We start from the raw sequence: 15,503 nt of genomic DNA, 5'->3' as shown, positions 1-15,503 counted from the left end.
CTTAAAAATACTGTTTAAGAATGTTTATATAACCAAAATTCAAAGAGCATCTTGACGGGAATGCAAGACCCTGTGGGAGCGGGTTCACCCGCGAATACGACGGTAGCTCCACCATCGTATTCGCGGGTGAACCCGCTCCCACAGGGTCCGTACAAGGCTTCAGTTGTGTTTTTCAGGCTCGCGGATCTTGTACCAGGCCACATACAACGCCGGCAGGAACAACAGCGTCAGCAGCGTTGCGCTGATGATGCCGCCAATCATGGCGTAGGCCATCGGCCCCCAGAACACCTCGCGGGCAATCGGGATCATGCCCAGGCTCGCTGCGGCCGCCGTCAGCAGGATCGGCCGGCGGCGGTGGTTGGTCGCTTCCATCACCGCGTCCCAAGGGGCATAGCCCTGCGCTTCGAACTCGTCGATCTGGGTTACCAGGATCACCGAGTTACGAATGATGATGCCCGCCAGCGCCAGGATGCCGAGGATCGCCACAAAGCCCATCGGCGTGCCCGTCGGCACCAGCGCCAGCACCACGCCAATCAGCCCCAGCGGCGCCACGCTGACCACCAGAAACAGCTTCTGCACGCTGTGCAACTGGATCATCAGGAAGGTCGCCATGAGGAACAGCATCAGCGGGATGACCTTGGCAATCGGCCCCTGGGCCTTGCCGCTTTCTTCCACCGTACCGCCCGTGGCCACTTCGTAGCCGACCGGCAGCTTGCTGGCAAACTCGTCGATTTTCGGCTTCAGTTCGGCCACCAGGTCGGTGGGCTGGATTTCGCCGTTGACCGAGGCCTTGATGGTGATGGTCGGCTTGCGGTCGCGGCGCCATACCAGCGGCTGCTCCAGCTCGTAGCGCACGGTGGCGAATGACAGCAGCGGGATCGAAGTACCGTTGGGGGTGAGGATCTGCAGGTTCTGCAGGGTATCGGGCGAGCCGCGCTCACTGTCTTCGGCGCGGGCGACCACGTTGACCAGGTAGATGTTGTCGTTGACCTGGGTGATCTGCACGCCACTGACGATGCTGTTCATCACATTGGCCACGTCTTCCGACGACAAACCCAGCTGGCGCGCCTTGTCCTGAGCGATTTCCACGCGCAGCACCTTACCGGGCTCGTTCCAGTCGTAGATCATCTCGCCGATGTGCTCGTTCTGGTTGAGCAAGGTGGCCAGGTCGATGGCGTGCTTGCGCACCTCGTCGATACTGGCGCCACTGACCCGGTACTGGATTGGCCGCCCCACCGGCGGGCCCATTTCCAGCGATTGCACGTTGGTGCCGATGCCGACGAACTCTTCATGCAGGATCTTCTGCAAGCGCTCGATCATGCCCTGGCGTTCCTCGAAACCCTTGCTGACAATCACCAGCTGGGCGTAATACGGGTTCTGCAACTGCTGGTCGAGCGGCAGGTAGAAGCGAATGGCACCCTGGCCAATGTAGGTGCTCCAGTGCACCAGGTCAGGGTCGTCCTTGATGCGCGCCTCGAAGCGGTCGACCACCTTGCGCGTCTCCTCGATCGAGGCGTTTTGCGGCAGGTTGAGGTCGACCAGGATCTCCGGGCGGTCCGACGAGGGGAAGAACTGGTTCTGCACGAAGCGCATGCTGAACAGCGACAGGGCAAACAGCAGGATGGTACCGATGATGGTCAGCCAGCGATGGCGCATGCACCACAGCAGCCCGCCTTCGAACGCCCGGCCGACCCGCCCGGGCTCGGCTTCGTGGGCCTTGAGCTTGCTGCTGCTGAGAATGTGCACCCCCAGCACCGGGGCGAAGAACACGGCAACGATCCACGACACCAGCAAGGCCACGGCAATGACCGCGAACAAGGTGTAGGTGTACTCGCCGGCGGAGCTGGCGTTCAGGCCGATGGGCACAAACCCGGCCACCGTCACCAGGGTACCGGTGAGCATCGGGAACGCCGTGGAGGTATAGGCAAAGGTTGCCGCCTGCTCCTTGCTCTCGCCCATCTCCAGCCGCGTGACCATCACCTCCACGGTGATCATCGCATCGTCCACCAGCAAGCCCAGGGCAATGATCAGCGCGCCCAGCGAAATGCGCTGCATGGTGATGCCGCTGTACTCCATGAACACGAACACCATGGCCAGCACCAACGGAATCGAACAGGCCACCACCAGCCCGGCACGCATGCCAAGGCTGACGAAGCTTACCGCCAGCACGATCACCACCGCTTCAAACAGCGCACTGGTGAAGCCGCCAACCGCCTGCTTGACCACCACCGCCTGGTCCGACACGGTGTGCACGCCAACGCCAATCGGCAGATCCTGGATCACCTGGTCCATGCGTTTTTTCAGCGCGGCACCAAATACCTGCATGTTGCCGCCCGCCTTCATGCCAATGGCCAGGCCGATGGCGGTCTGGCCGTTGTAGCGGAACATCGGTGACGGCGGGTCGACATAGCCGCGCTCGATGTCAGCGATGTCGGCCAGGCGGAAGAAACGGTCGTTGATCTTCAGGTTGACGGTTTGCAGGTCCTTTTCCGAGGCGAACTGCCCGGAGGTACGCACCGAAATGCGCTCTGGCCCGGCCTCGATCACCCCGGCCGGGGTGACCGCGTTCTGCGCTTGCAGGGCCTGCATGACCTGGCGCTGGTCGATGCCCAGGGCGGCCAGCTTGCGGGTGGAGAAGTTCAGGTACAGCACTTCGTCCTGGGTGCCGATGAACTCGATCTTGCCGATGTTGGGCACATCACGCACTTCGGCCCGCGCCTGCTCTACGTAGTCACGCAACTGGCGCAGGGTCAGGCCGTCGGCAGTAAAGGCGTAGATCGAGCCGAACACGTCGCCGAATTCGTCGTTGAACCCGGGCCCCTGGATCCCGGCGGGGAACTGGCCACGGATGTCCTGGATCTTCTTGCGCACCTGGTACCAGATTTCCGGGATGTCCTTGGCCTTGGTGGTGTCACGCAGGTACACGTACACCGTGGACTCGCCCGGGCGGGTGTAGCTCTTGGTGTAATCGAGCGAGTCGAGTTCCTCGAGCTTTTTCTCGATACGGTCGGTGACCTGGTACAGGGTTTCGTCCTGGGTCGCACCGGGCCAGCGGGTCTGGATGACCATGGTCTTGATGGTGAACGACGGGTCTTCTTCACGGCCCAGGTTGAAATAGGAAAAAATCCCCATCAGCAGGCCGACGAACATCAGGTACCAGACGAACGATTGATGCTTGAGTGCCCAGTCGGACAGGTTGAAGCCGCCTTTCATTGCGCATCCTCGTCGAAGGTGACCTTCTGGCCAGGCTTGAGGCTGTTAACGCCCGCAGTCACCACGCGCTCACCGGGCTGCACACCGGCGGCCAGGACGATACTGTCGGGCGTGCGGTCGAACAGGGTAACGTCACGAGTATCGACCGTTTTCTGCCCGGTATCGATCACCCACACCTGGGTTTTGCCGTCACGCTCCAGCAAGGCACTCAAGGGCAGCTCGCTGCGTGGGGACACTTGCGAAGTCAGGGTCACACTGATCGCGGTGCCCAGGTGGAACGCTGCCGGGGTGCTTGCCAGGGTCAGGCGGGCACGGCGGGTACGGGTGGTGGGGTCGGCCTGCGGCTCCAGTTCGCGCAGGGTGGCGGTGGTATTGATGGTGGGGTCGAGCTGCGAGGCGACGGTGAAGGTCAGGTCCTTGTTCAGTTGCTCGGCCAGGCCGATCGGCAGGTCGATCACCGCCTCCTTCACATCGGGCCGCGCCAGGGTCACCACGGCCTGCCCGGCAGTCACGGTTTGCCCGGCTTCGGCCTGCCAGGCGGTGATCACCGCCGCGTGGTCGGTGCGCAGGGTGCTGTAGTCGAGCTGGTCGCGCGCCTGGCTGAGTGCCGAGCGGGCCTGTTCCAGCGCGGCGCTGGTGGTTTTCAGGTTGGTCTGGGCGATGTCCAGCTGCGCTTGGGCACCTACGCCCCGGTCATACAGTTGCTGCTGGCGGCGGGCATCGGCCTGGGCGTTGATCCATTGCGCTTGCACCTTTGCCAGGTCGCCTTCGGCAGCACGCAGCTGGTTCTGCTGGTCGGTGGGGTCCAGCGTGGCCAGCGTGTCGCCCGGCTTGACCTGGGCGCCCACATCCAGCCAACGCCGGGCAATGCGCCCGGCAACCCGGAAGCCCAAGGTGCTTTCAAAGCGCGCCTCGATATTGCCGGCAAAACGGCCCAGCTGCGACTGCACCTGGGGTTCTACCGTCACCGACAGCACCGGCCGGATCGGCTCTGGTGCTTGCTCCTCGCTGCCGCAGGCAGCCAGCAGCAGGCCGGCCGACAGCATCAGCAGGCGCTTCATAGCTCACCCCCTTGGGCCTTGGCATCGACCTTCTGCACCTGCATGCCGGGGTGCAATAGCTGGCTGCCATTCACCACCACGGTCTCGCCAGCCTTCAAGCCGCTGGCGATAACGATCTTGCCAGTCAGGTATCGGCTGACCTCGACCTTGCGCAGTTCGACCTTGTCGCCCTCGCCCACTACCCACACGGCAGGCTCATGCAGCGCCTTGGTCAACGCCGACCACGGCAGTTCGATGCTCGGCCGCCCCACGGCATTGGTGCTGGCCGTTACCGGCGCACCCAACTGCATGCCCGCTGGCACGTCCTTCAGGGCCACCTTGACCTGCACCGTGCCACTTTGCGCCGACACGGTGGGGGTGATTTCGCGGACAAAGCCGTGCGCCTGGACCTTGGGGTCGTCCAGCAGGCTGACGATCACACCGGCATCGCTGGGCGGCGCCACCAGCAAGGATTCATAGACGTTGAACACCGCATCGCGGTCGCCATCGACGGCCAGGCCGAAGATCGGCATGGTCGCCTGCACCACCTGGCCCACTTCGGCCTGACGCTCGGTGATGACCCCGGCGGCTTCGGAAACCAGCGCGGTATAGCTGAGTTGTTCGTTGGCATCGGCCAGTTGCGCCTGGGCGGCCTTGAGTGCGCTCTGGTTGCTGCGCAGCGCAGCTTCGGCGGAGTCGTATTCGCTCTGGCTGGTGTAGCCCTTGGGCAGCAGTTTTTGCTGGCGCACGAAGGCAGCGCTGGTCTGGGTAACCCGCGCCTGGGCGGCGAACACCTCGGCCTTGGCCGAGTTGACGTTGTTCTGCAGGTCTTTCGGGTCCAGCCGGGCGAGCACCTGGTTGGCCTTGACGTGGTCGCCCACATCGACGCTACGGGAAATGATCTTGCCGCCGACGCGGAACGACAAGTCGGTCTGCACTCGCGCTTGCACATCGCCCGTCAGGGTGACCCTGGCAGCGAAATCGGTGGGTTGGACCTGTTGCACACCAACCCGAGGCAGCGTCTCGGGGACTTCTTCCTTGCTACAGCCGGTGAGCATGTACAGCAGCCCCAGGCAAACGACCGACAGCGGACGTATCAACGCCATGCTGGCTCCTTGCTTGCGCACAAATGATTTGTGGGATGCGACTGTGAGCGTAGTTCAGGGTTCGATAAACATCACTGACGGGGATCAGTTCGGCATTTTCGGCGCTTGCGCGGGCCTCTTCGCGGGTGAACCCGCTCCCACAGAGGACACTACCAACCCGAAGGCTGTGATATCCCTGTGGGAGCGGGTTTACCCGCGAAGAGGCCGGTACAGGTCAAACCTGAACTGAAGCCTTGTTCAGCCCCAGTTCGATGTCATCGATCAAAGCTTTGGCAAAGCCACTGAGAATTCTTGCTGCACTACCCGCCAGCCGGTCGTTTTCCATCTCGGCTTCGGTTGTCAGGTGATTGATGCAGCCGAGCATGACTGAGAGTTCGGAGAAGGCATGGTTGGAATCCAATGTCGTTAATTGGACCACCAACTCGTCTTTCTCACGGACAAGGGGTGGCAGCCGAACGTGGGGTGAGAAACCGAGGACATTGAACCCGGCCAGACCGAAGCCTGCCCACGTAAGGCCGCCATGACAGGAAGCCCGTTCAACATCGAGCGGGTTCTCACACCCGGTCGCCTTGCTTGGCGACCCAACGACGTTATCCCTGGGGCATTTCCCCTACAACAGAGCAGCTTCCACGCGGCTCGTAGGATAATTCCCAAGCTGACCCGAATAAAGCTTTGGGTTTGAGTTGATGAAAAGTCGTACGCCGTGAGGGCCTCTTCGCGGGTTTACCCGCGAATAGACAGGTATTGCCACCAAAGTGTCTGCCACATCCAGAAACCATCCTCTACACAGCATCTGTCTCCCAACCACTACCTTTTAAAGCTCACCTGCTTTTCAAGGAAGAAACCAATGCCTCGGGCCCAGTCTCACCTGCTTCGCCGTGGTCGCTATTCAGAGCTTGGCAGGCTCTATCTGCTAACCACCGTCACCCACCAGCGCGAGCCACTGTTCCAGGACTTTTACCATGCTCGACTGGTCATACACCAACTGCGGCAGTCGGATGAGGAACATGCCTGCCGATCATTGGCTTGGGTGCTGATGCCGGACCATCTGCATTGGCTGATTGAGCTGAAAGGTACGACGCTGGGAACCTTGATGCGCAGGTTCAAGTCCCGGTCCAGTCTGGTGTTGCATCGGGCGGGGGTTGAGCATGATCCGGTTTGGCAACCTGGGTATCAGGACCGGGCACTCAGAAGGGAAGAAAGCATGGTGGATTTCGCCAGATATATCGTTGCCAACCCCTTGCGGGCTGGCCTGGTCAAAAGTGTCAGGGATTATCCACATTGGGATGCAGTGTGGCTTTGAATCAGTGCAGGAGCCTTCGCGGGTGAACCCGCTCCCACAGGGATTAACACAGGCCCGAGGCAGTGATATCCCTGTGGGAGCGGGTTCACCCGCGAAGAGGCCGGGTCAGGCGGACGCAGCCACCTGCGTCGGGCGCTTCACCTGCGGCTGCGAAGCATTGGCCGCAGCCCCCTCTTCGATCGCCTGCTGAATCGCCCGGCGGCGGTTTTCTTCGGCACGGCGGCTGAAGAACCAGACAAAGAAGGTCACCAGCGACACCGACAGCAGAATCAAACTGGCCACAGCGTTGATCTCCGGCTTCACACCCAACCGCACCGCCGAGAACACTTCCATCGGCAAGGTGGTTGAGCCTGGGCCGGACACGAAGCTGGCCAGTACCAGGTCGTCCAGCGACAGGGCGAACGACATCATGCCGCCCGCCGCCAGCGATGGCGCGATCATCGGGATGGTGATCAGGAAGAACACCTTCCACGGCTTGGCACCCAGGTCCATCGCCGCTTCTTCGATCGACAGGTCCAGCTCACGCAGGCGGGCCGACACCACCACCGCCACATACGCCGCGCAGAACGTGGTGTGGGCGATCCAGATGGTGACGATGCCGCGCTCCTGCGGCCAGCCGATCATCTGCGCCATGGCCACGAACAGCAGCAACAGCGACAGACCGGTGATCACCTCGGGCATTACCAGCGGCGCGGTGACCAGGCCACCGAACAGCGTGCGGCCCTTGAAGCGGGTGACCCGGGTCAGCACGAAGGCCGCCAGGGTACCCAGCGCCACCGCCGCCACCGCCGTGTAGCAGGCGATTTCCAGCGAACGCATCACCGAACCCATCAGCTGGGTGTTGTCGAGCAGGCCGACGTACCACTTGATCGACCAGCCGCCCCACACCGTCACCAGCTTGGAGGCGTTGAACGAGTAGATCACCAGAATCAGCATCGGCAGGTAGATGAACAGCAAGCCGAGCACCAGCATCAGCTTGGAGAAACTGAAGCGTTTCATGCGCGGCCCTCCATCTCTTTGGCCTGGCTGCGGTTGAACAGCAGGATCGGCACGATCAGGATCGCCAGCATCACTACCGCCAGCGCGGATGCTACCGGCCAGTCACGGTTGTTGAAGAACTCTTGCCACAGCACTTTACCGATCATCAGGGTTTCCGGGCCGCCGAGCAGTTCAGGAATCACGAACTCGCCCACCACCGGGATGAACACCAGCATGCAACCGGCGATGATGCCGTTTTTCGACAGCGGCACGGTGATCTTCCAGAAGCTGTTGAAGGTGCTCGAGCCCAGGTCCGAAGCAGCCTCCAGCAACGCCGGGTCATGCTTCACCAGGTTGGCGAACAGCGGCAGGATCATGAACGGCAGGTACGAATAGACCACGCCGATGTACACCGCGAGGTTGGTGTTGAGGATCTGCAGCGGCTGGTCGATCAACCCGGTCCACATCAGGAACCCGTTGAGCAGGCCGTTGTTGCTGAGGATGCCCATCCAGGCATAGACGCGGATCAGGATCGCGGTCCAGGTCGGCATCATGATCAGCAGCAGCAGCACCGTCTGCGTCTCTTTCTTGGCGTTGGCGATGGCATAGGCCATCGGGAAGCCGATCAGCAGGCACAGCAGGGTGCTGAAGAAAGCCATCTTCAACGAACCCAGGTAGGCCGAGAGGTACAGCTCATCCTCGGTCAGCAGGCCATAGTTGGCCAGGTTGAGCACCAACTGGATCTTGTCTTCGACGTAGCTGTAGATCTCGGTGTACGGCGGGATCGCCACGTCGGCTTCGGCAAAGCTGATCTTCAGCACGATGAAGAACGGCAGCATGAAGAACAGGAACAGCCAGATGAACGGCACGCCGATCACCACGTGCCGCCCCTGCGGGGTCAGGCGCTGGAAGGCTCGCTTGAGCTTGCGCAGTTTCATGACCGCAGTACCACGCCGCTGTCGTCTTCCCACCACACGTACACTTCATCGCCCCAGGTCGGTCGGGTGCCCTGGCGCTCGGCGTTTGCCACGAACGACTGCACGACCTTACCGCTCGGCAGCTCGACGTAGAACACCGAGTGGCCGCCCAGGTAGGCGATGTCGTGGACCTTGCCACGCGACCAGTTGTGCTCGAACTCTGGCTGGCTGGTTGTCACCAGCAGTTTTTCCGGGCGCAGGGCGTAGGTGATGTGCTTGTCTTCCACCGAGGTGGTGATGCCGTGGCCCACGTAGATCTTGCGCTCCAGCTCCGGGCTGGCAATGATCGCGTGGCCTTCGGCGTCGTCGACCACTTCACCTTCAAACAGGTTGACGTTGCCGATGAACTCGCACACCAGGCGGCTGGTCGGCGTCTCGTAGATATCCACCGGCGAACCGATCTGGGCGATCCAGCCCAGGTGCATGATGGCGATGCGCTGGGCCATGGTCATGGCCTCTTCCTGGTCGTGGGTCACCATCACGCAGGTCACACCCACGCGCTCGATGATCTCGACCAGCTCCAGCTGCATCTGCGAACGCAGTTTCTTGTCCAGTGCGCCCATTGGCTCGTCGAGCAGCAGCAGCTTGGGGCGCTTGGCCAGCGAGCGGGCCAGGGCCACACGCTGACGCTGGCCACCGGACAGCTGGTGCGGCTTGCGCTTGGCGTACTGGGTCATGTGCACCAGCTTGAGCATCTCGGCCACGCGGGCGTCGATCTCGGCCTTGGGCATCTTGTCCTGCTGCAGGCCGAAGGCGATGTTCTGCGCCACGGTCATGTGCGGGAACAGCGCGTAGGACTGGAACATCATGTTGATCGGCCGCTCGTAAGGCGGCATGTCGGTGATGTCGACGCCATCGAGGAAAATCCGCCCTTCAGTCGGGCGCTCGAAGCCGGCCAGCATGCGCAGCAAGGTGGACTTGCCGGAGCCGGAGCCGCCCAGCAGGGCGAAGATCTCGCCCTTGCGGATTTCCAGGGACACATCGTCCACGGCGACCGTTTCGTCGAATTTTTTCGTAACCCGGTCGATCTTGACCAGCACCTGCTTGGGTTGCTGGCCACCCTCGAGGGCTTTTTTATAGGCACCGGAGGCAACTGCCATGAGTGAAACTCCCAACAAGATTTTTGTGCCCGCGTGGCCTGTTCTGCAGGTGCCGGCGCGGGTCTGGATTTTTACTTGCCCGACTTGACCTTGGTCCAGCTACGGGTCATCAGCCGTTGCACCTTGGGTGGCAACTCTGAGTTCACGAACATCTTGTCCAGCACTTCCTGCGGTGGGTAAACCGCGGCGTCAGTCCTCACGGCCTGGTCCATCAGGTCGCCAGCCTTGGGGTTCGGGTTGGCGTAACCGACGTAATCACTGACCTGGGCGATAACCTCAGGTTTCAGCAAATAGTTGATGAAGGCATGCGCCTCTTTGACGTTCTTGGCGTCCTTGGGGATCGCCAGCACGTCGAACCAGAGGTTGCCGCCTTCCTTGGGAATGGCGTAGGCCAGGTTCACGCCCTTCTTCGCTTCTTCAGCGCGGGCCTTGGCCTGGAACACATCACCCGAGAAACCTGCCGCGACGCAGATGTCGCCGTTGGCCAGGTCGGTGATGTACTTGGACGAGTGGAAGTAGGTCACGTACGGGCGCACGGCCAGCAGCTTCTGCTCGGCCTTGGCGTAATCCTTGGGGTCGGTGCTGTTGGGGTTGAGGCCCATGTAGTTGAGTACTGCGGGGAGCATTTCGTCCGCCGAGTCGAGGAAGGCCACACCGCACTTGGAGAGCTTCTTCATGTTCTCGGGTTCGAACAGCACGGCCCAGGAGTCGATGGTGTCCACGCCCAGCGCGGCCTTGACCTTGTCGACGTTGTAACCGATGCCGTTGGTGCCCCACAGGTAAGGCACCGCGTACTGGTTACCCGGGTCGTTCTTTTCCAGGCGCTTCATCAACGCCGGGTCGAGGTTGGAATAATTGGGCAGCAGGTTCTTGTCGAGCTTCTGGAACGCGCCCGCCTTGATCTGCTTGCCAAGGAAATGGTTGGACGGCACTACCACGTCATAGCCGGTGTTACCGGCCAGCAGCTTGCCTTCCAGGGTTTCGTTGGAGTCGAACACATCCTGCACGGGCTTGATGCCCGTGGCTTTCTCGAAGTCCGCGAGCGTGGTCGGGCCGATGTAATCGGACCAGTTATAGAAGTGCACCGTTGGCGCCGCTTGGACGCTGCATGCCAGCGTCAGGCCCGCGCCAGCCAGCAAGGCCTTGCGGAATACAGAAATAGACAAGTGGGTGGTCCTCACAATCAGTGCCTGGGTAGCGACAATGCTGCCGCACACGCAAAACCGGCGCGCAACTTACCTTCGCAGCTTCGATGCCGCAATCATCAATTGCCTTTCACTGGCTCTGGGCCGGAAAACCCCGGCCCAGAGGTGCCGCATCGGGGTTATTTGCCCGACTTGATCTTGGTCCAGCTACGGGTGATCACACGCTGTACCGAAGCATCAGGCGCAGCGATCGCGTACAGCTGCTTCTTCACGTCGGCAGGCGGGTAGATGCTCGGGTCGCTGGTGATGTCTTTGTCGACCAACGGGGTCGCAGCCTCGTTACCGTTCGGGAAGCGTACGGCGTTGGTGATTTCAGCCATGATTTCCGGCTGCATCAGGAAGTTCATGAACTGGTAGGCAGCGTCTTTATGCTCGGCATCCTTGGGGATGGCGACCATGTCGTAGAAGGTACCGGCACCTTCTTTCGGAATGATGTAATCCACTTTGACCTTGTCGCCGGCCTCGTGGGCGCGGGCCTTGGACTGCTCCAGGTCACCCGAGTAACCGACGGCCACGCAGATGTTGCCGTTGGCCATGTCGCCGATGTACTTGGACGAGTGGAAGTAGGTGATCGAAGGGCGAATCTTGAGGAACAGGTCCTCGGCGGCCTTCAGGTCTTCTTTCTTGGTGCTGTTGCTTGGCAGGCCTAGGTAGTGCAGCGCAGCCGGCAGCATTTCGGTCGGGGCATCCAGGAAGCTCACACCGCAGCTTTTGAGCTTGGCAATGTTCTCAGGCTTGAACACGGCATCCCACGAGTCGATGTGGTCCACGCCCAGCGCGGCCTTGACCTTCTCTGGGTTGTAGCCGATGCCGATCGAGCCCCACATGTACGGGAAGGCGTGCTTGTTGCCATTGTCGCTGGCATCGCCCACGGCCTTGAGCAGGTCCGGGTCGAGGTTTTTCCAGTTCGGCAGCTTGGAGCGGTCCAGTTCTTCGTACACGCCGGCCTTGATCTGTTTGGCCAGGAAGTTGTTGGACGGCACGACGATGTCGTAACCCGATTTGCCGGCCAGCAGCTTGGCTTCGAGGGTTTCGTTGCTGTCGAAGACGTCGTACTTGACCTTGATACCGGTCTGCTTCTCGAACTTGGCGATGGTGTCCGGAGCGATGTAGTCCGACCAGTTGTAGACGTTCAACACTTTGTCTTCAGCCTGAACAGCGGAGGCCATGGCACCCATCAGGGCGGCGGCCAGCAACGTCTTGCCCATTTTATTCATGCGTAATGCTCCAGAATTTTTATTTAGCAACTGTCCAGCAGCCAGGACCCACGGTGCAGAGCGCGCGGCGACTGAAACAGTCGCTAGTCTGGCAAGTTACAAGGCCCTGTATCAAGGAAAGCAGGGCCATGTAACGACTTAATGTCACATCGCTAGCCTAGCAAACTGTCAACGAATCGCTTCGAGCGTCAAATCCAGGCACTTGCGGGCCTTTTCCACCAGCTCGTCGATCTCCGCATGGCTGATCACCAGCGGCGGCGCGATGATCATGGTGTCCCCCACCGCGCGCATGATCAGGCCGTTTTCGAAGCAGAAGTTCCGGCAGATCATGCCCACGCCTTTGCCTTCGTAACGGCTGCGGGTGGCCTTGTCCTTGACCAGCTCGATCGCGCCGAGCAGGCCCAGGCCGCGTACCTCGCCCACCAGCGGGTGGTCCTGCAGCTCACGCAAACGTTTTTGCAAATACGGTGCCGCTTCGGTGCGCGCCTTCTCGACAATTTTCTCGTCGCGCAGGATGCGTAGGTTTTCCAGGCCCACGGCGGCCGCCACTGGGTGCCCGGAGTAGGTGAAACCGTGGTTGAAGTCACCGCCCTCGCTGATCACCTTGGCCACGGTGTCACGCACGATCACACCGCCCATGGGGATGTAACCGGAGGTCAGGCCCTTGGCGATGGTCATCAGGTCGGGCTTGAGGTCGTAGTAATCGGAGCCGAACCACTCACCGGTGCGGCCGAAACCGCAAATGACTTCATCGGCAACGAACAGGATGTCGTACTTGGCGAGGATCTCCTTCACCTTCGGCCAGTAGGTCTCAGGCGGGATGATCACGCCGCCGGCGCCCTGGATCGGCTCGGCGATGAAGGCGGCGACGTTGTCTTCGCCGACTTCGAGGATTTTCTTTTCCAGCTGCTCGGCCGCCCAGACACCGAACTCATCCGGGGTCATGTCGCCGCCTTCACCAAACCAGTACGGCTGCGGGATATGCACGATGCCCGGGATCGGCAGGCCGCCCTGCTCGTGCATACCGCTCATGCCGCCCAGGCTGGCGCCCGCCACGGTGGAACCGTGGTAGCCGTTGACCCGGCCGATGATGGTCTGCTTCTGTGGTTTGCCTTTCAGCGCCCAGTAGTGGCGCACCATGCGCAGCACGGTGTCGTTGCCTTCGGAGCCGGAGCCGGTGAAGAACACATGGGTCATGCCCTCTGGCGCCACGTCGGTGATCGCCTTGGCCAGCTCCAGCGCAGGTGGGTGGGCGGTCTGGAAGAACAGGTTGTAGTACGGCAGCTCGCGCATCTGCTTCTCGGCCGCCTGCACCAGTTCCTCGCGGCCATAGCCGACCGCCACGCACCACAGGCCAGCCATGCCGTCGAGGATCTTGTGCCCCTCGCTATCCCACAAATGCACACCCTGGGCCTTGGTGATGATGCGCGGCCCCTTCTCCTTCAGTTGTTTGTAGTCACTGAAAGGTGCGAGGTGATGCTCCCCGCTCAGGGTTTGCCATTCACGGGTTTGCGGGTTGTTGACGCTCATGTGCTTCTCCGTTTTTCGACCGCCGCGCTCCTGCGGCACCAGGGTTTATCAGACAGCGAACAGCAGGAACTCACGCTCCCAGGAACTGATGACGCGTTTGAAGTTTTCGTGCTCGGCGCGCTTGGTGGCGACATATCCGGTAATGAATTTTTTGCCCAGGTACTGCACCAGCGCACGGCTGTTTTCCATGCGTTCCAGGGCGTCTTCGATGGTCAGCGGCAGGCGCAGGTTGCGGCGTTCATAACCACGGCCCTGCACTGGCGCGCTGGCCTCGATGCCTTCGACCATGCCGATGTAGCCACACAGCAGGCTGGCGGCAATGGCCAGGTACGGGTTGGCGTCGGCGCCCGGCAGGCGGTTCTCCACGCGGCGGCTTTGCGGGCCGGCATCCGGTACGCGCAGGCCGACAGTGCGGTTTTCTTCGCCCCATTCCACGTTCACCGGCGCCGAGGTGTCCGGCAGGAAGCGGCGGAACGAGTTGACGTTGGGGGCGAACAGCGGCAGCGCCTCGGGGATGAACTTCTGCAGGCCACCGATGTGGTGCAGGAACAGTTCGCTCATGCTGCCGTCGGCATTGCTGAAGATGTTCTTGCCGGTGGCCACGTCGACCACGCTCTGGTGCAGGTGCATGGCACTGCCCGGCTCGCCGGTCATCGGCTTGGCCATGAAGGTGGCCGCCACGTTGTGTTTGAGCGCCGCCTCGCGCATGGTGCGTTTGAACACCAGGATCTGGTCGGCCAGGTGCAGGGCGTCGCCGTGACGGAAGTTGATTTCCATCTGCGCCGTGCCGTCTTCGTGGATCAGCGTGTCGAGGTCCAGTTGCTGCAGTTCGCACCAGTCATAGACGTCCTCGAACAATGGGTCGAATTCGTTGGCGGCTTCGATCGAGAACGACTGGCGGCCTGTTTCCGGGCGGCCTGAGCGGCCCACTGGCGGCTGCAGCGGGAAGTCCGGGTCTTCGCTGCGCTTGGTCAGGTAGAACTCCATCTCGGGCGCGACGATCGGCTGCCAGCCCTTGTCGGCGTACAACTGCAGCACTTTCTTCAGCACGTTGCGCGGCGACAGTTCGACCGGGTTGCCCTTCTTGTCGTAGGTGTCGTGGATCACCTGGGCGGTCGGCTCGATGGCCCACGGCACCAGGAACACGGCGTTCTCGTCGGGGCGGCAGATCATGTCGATGTCCGCCGGGTCGAGCAGTTCGTAATAGATGTCGTCGTCGACGTAGTCGCCGGTCACGGTCTGCAGCAGCACACTCTCGGGCAGGCGCATGCCTTTTTCGGCGATGAATTTGTTGGTGGGCGAAATCTTGCCGCGTGTAATGCCGGTCAGGTCACTGATCATGCATTCGACTTCGGTGATCTTGTGCTCTTTCAACCAATCGGTGAGCTGGTCGAGGTTGTTACTCATAAATACCTCAGGAGGTAAGGTGGTCCGCGCCTTGATTCTGGATGGAGTAGATTGCTAAAGCAAAAACCCCCGCGCAGGCGGACACTGGATACACTGAAAACAAGCGTGTCCGTATGAGTGGGTAGGGCAGGAAGACGAAATCAAGGGCGGCATGCCGCTACGAGGACGGGTCCGGAAACGCCAAACGTCAATTATTGCGGCCAGGGCGGCCACGCCATTGACGAAGCTTGCAAAAACGACGGAGGTACCCGATGGCACTGCGCAGGCAGTGCTTTCAGGTCGCGGCAAGCGGACCATGTGACCCTCGTATTATTGTGTTTTGGGTTGAGACCGAGCTTAGCCTTGTTCATTTTTTTACACAACACCCGCGTAAAAAATAAAACACGCCAAGCTTGAGATAGCCCTTTACGCGGTAAATAGCGGATAA

General features: G+C 61.3%; 12 protein-coding genes. 1 reads left to right on the top strand and 11 read right to left on the bottom strand.

What is annotated here, in order from left to right; translation table 11 throughout:
• Positions 1-159: 159 nt before the first annotated feature.
• The 4 genes from IAE39_RS08495 to IAE39_RS08480 all read right to left on the bottom strand — a co-directional run bounded on the left by IAE39_RS08495 (position 160) and on the right by IAE39_RS08480 (position 5,780).
• Positions 160-3,213, bottom strand: coding sequence for an efflux RND transporter permease subunit (locus tag IAE39_RS08495; RefSeq protein ID WP_201201214.1), 3,054 nt, complete (start codon positions 3,211-3,213; stop codon positions 160-162).
• A complete protein-coding gene (locus IAE39_RS08490) occupies positions 3,210-4,274 on the bottom strand; it encodes an efflux RND transporter periplasmic adaptor subunit (protein WP_201201209.1) in 1,065 nt (354 codons plus the stop codon). Before IAE39_RS08490 ends, IAE39_RS08495 begins: the two co-directional genes overlap by 4 nt.
• Positions 4,271-5,359 (bottom strand): efflux RND transporter periplasmic adaptor subunit, encoded by a 1,089-nt coding sequence (locus IAE39_RS08485; protein ID WP_201201208.1) that lies wholly within the window; start codon positions 5,357-5,359, stop codon positions 4,271-4,273. Before IAE39_RS08485 ends, IAE39_RS08490 begins: the two co-directional genes overlap by 4 nt.
• A 214-nt stretch (positions 5,360-5,573) precedes the next feature.
• Positions 5,574-5,780, bottom strand: a complete 207-nt coding sequence (locus tag IAE39_RS08480; RefSeq protein WP_201201207.1) for a DUF3077 domain-containing protein — start codon at positions 5,778-5,780, stop codon at positions 5,574-5,576.
• Positions 5,781-6,206: 426 nt separating this feature from the next.
• On the opposite strand from IAE39_RS08480, the gene IAE39_RS08475 reads away from it, so the two are divergent.
• Complete coding sequence (locus IAE39_RS08475; protein ID WP_201201205.1) at positions 6,207-6,662, top strand: REP-associated tyrosine transposase; 456 nt, start codon at positions 6,207-6,209, stop codon at positions 6,660-6,662.
• A gap of 105 nt (positions 6,663-6,767) precedes the next feature.
• On the opposite strand, the gene IAE39_RS08470 is transcribed toward IAE39_RS08475, so the two are convergent.
• The 7 genes from IAE39_RS08470 to IAE39_RS08440 all read right to left on the bottom strand — a co-directional run bounded on the left by IAE39_RS08470 (position 6,768) and on the right by IAE39_RS08440 (position 15,076).
• Positions 6,768-7,661, bottom strand: coding sequence for an ABC transporter permease subunit (locus IAE39_RS08470; RefSeq protein ID WP_201201201.1), 894 nt, complete (start codon positions 7,659-7,661; stop codon positions 6,768-6,770).
• Positions 7,658-8,578: an ABC transporter permease subunit gene (locus IAE39_RS08465; protein WP_201201200.1), complete on the bottom strand. Its 921-nt coding sequence runs from the start codon at positions 8,576-8,578 to the stop codon at positions 7,658-7,660. The genes IAE39_RS08470 and IAE39_RS08465 overlap by 4 nt, the downstream gene beginning before the upstream one ends.
• Entirely contained in the window at positions 8,575-9,717 is a 1,143-nt protein-coding gene (potA, locus tag IAE39_RS08460; protein WP_201201198.1) for a polyamine ABC transporter ATP-binding protein, read from the bottom strand. The genes IAE39_RS08465 and potA overlap by 4 nt, the downstream gene beginning before the upstream one ends.
• A 71-nt stretch (positions 9,718-9,788) precedes the next feature.
• Complete coding sequence (locus tag IAE39_RS08455) at positions 9,789-10,883, bottom strand: polyamine ABC transporter substrate-binding protein (protein ID WP_201201196.1); 1,095 nt, start codon at positions 10,881-10,883, stop codon at positions 9,789-9,791.
• Between the two features lie 158 nt (positions 10,884-11,041).
• Complete coding sequence (locus IAE39_RS08450) at positions 11,042-12,139, bottom strand: polyamine ABC transporter substrate-binding protein (protein ID WP_201201194.1); 1,098 nt, start codon at positions 12,137-12,139, stop codon at positions 11,042-11,044.
• A 168-nt stretch (positions 12,140-12,307) separates the two neighbouring features.
• Entirely contained in the window at positions 12,308-13,669 is a 1,362-nt protein-coding gene (locus tag IAE39_RS08445; protein ID WP_201201188.1) for an aspartate aminotransferase family protein, read from the bottom strand.
• 48 nt (positions 13,670-13,717) lie between these two features.
• Entirely contained in the window at positions 13,718-15,076 is a 1,359-nt protein-coding gene (locus IAE39_RS08440) for a glutamine synthetase family protein (protein ID WP_201201186.1), read from the bottom strand.
• Between the last annotated feature and the right edge of the window lie 427 nt (positions 15,077-15,503).

This window comes from Pseudomonas sp. S37, from assembly GCF_016658545.1.
Taxonomy (GTDB): Bacteria; Pseudomonadota; Gammaproteobacteria; order Pseudomonadales; family Pseudomonadaceae; genus Aquipseudomonas.
Note: the sequence above shows the minus strand (reverse complement) of the source record. Positions and strands in the feature narration are given on the sequence as shown.

Coding starts and splice junctions, on each gene's coding strand:
- IAE39_RS08440 (WP_201201186.1), bottom strand. CDS start 15,076: ATGAGTAACAACCTCGACCAGCTCACCGATTGGTTGAAAGAGCACAAG.
- IAE39_RS08450 (WP_201201194.1), bottom strand. CDS start 12,139: ATGAATAAAATGGGCAAGACGTTGCTGGCCGCCGCCCTGATGGGTGCC.
- IAE39_RS08490 (WP_201201209.1), bottom strand. CDS start 4,274: ATGAAGCGCCTGCTGATGCTGTCGGCCGGCCTGCTGCTGGCTGCCTGC.
- IAE39_RS08465 (WP_201201200.1), bottom strand. CDS start 8,578: ATGAAACTGCGCAAGCTCAAGCGAGCCTTCCAGCGCCTGACCCCGCAG.
- IAE39_RS08445 (WP_201201188.1), bottom strand. CDS start 13,669: ATGAGCGTCAACAACCCGCAAACCCGTGAATGGCAAACCCTGAGCGGG.
- IAE39_RS08475 (WP_201201205.1), top strand. CDS start 6,207: ATGCCTCGGGCCCAGTCTCACCTGCTTCGCCGTGGTCGCTATTCAGAG.
- potA (WP_201201198.1), bottom strand. CDS start 9,717: ATGGCAGTTGCCTCCGGTGCCTATAAAAAAGCCCTCGAGGGTGGCCAG.
- IAE39_RS08495 (WP_201201214.1), bottom strand. CDS start 3,213: ATGAAAGGCGGCTTCAACCTGTCCGACTGGGCACTCAAGCATCAATCG.
- IAE39_RS08470 (WP_201201201.1), bottom strand. CDS start 7,661: ATGAAACGCTTCAGTTTCTCCAAGCTGATGCTGGTGCTCGGCTTGCTG.
- IAE39_RS08485 (WP_201201208.1), bottom strand. CDS start 5,359: ATGGCGTTGATACGTCCGCTGTCGGTCGTTTGCCTGGGGCTGCTGTAC.